Raw genomic sequence first — 468 nt, 5'->3', positions numbered from 1 at the left:
GTCATCACATCAATAACAACGAATCGTCATTCATGCGCCTTTAGTTAGTACTATCAGCTTTCCAAATTGTTAAAGAGCGGGCTTAAAAAAGCCAAAGATAAAATTTCGTTTATCTTTGGCATCTCTAACCTATGCATATGCTTATCGTCATGATAAGTGTAAATGGTGGAGCTATGCGGGATCGAACCGCAGACCTCCTGCGTGCAAGGCAGGCGCTCTCCCAGCTGAGCTATAGCCCCATTTACATGCAGTTGAGATTTTACGTTTACCTTCAATGAAGGTCTTACCAAAAAAATTGGCTTGCCAATCGTTTCTAATCAAAGCGGTTGATAGCGACGTTTAGTACACTAAACGAGTTATCATCCAACGCAGAGTAGGAAAGATTGGTGGGTCAGAGTGGACTTGAACCACCGACCTCACCCTTATCAGGGGTGCGCTCTAACCAGCTGAGCTACAGACCCAACGTAA

The 468-nt window shown here is 44.2% G+C and carries 2 tRNA genes; both read right to left on the bottom strand.

The window, feature by feature from the left end:
• Positions 1-163 precede the first annotated feature (163 nt).
• Positions 164-239 (bottom strand) — tRNA-Ala (locus CXF88_RS14390).
• Between the two features lie 145 nt (positions 240-384).
• Positions 385-461 (bottom strand) — tRNA-Ile (locus CXF88_RS14385).
• Positions 462-468 lie beyond the last annotated feature (7 nt).

It is taken from the genome of Shewanella sp. ALD9 (assembly GCF_002836315.1).
GTDB lineage: Bacteria > Pseudomonadota > Gammaproteobacteria > Enterobacterales > Shewanellaceae > Shewanella.
Note: the sequence above shows the minus strand (reverse complement) of the source record. Positions and strands in the feature narration are given on the sequence as shown.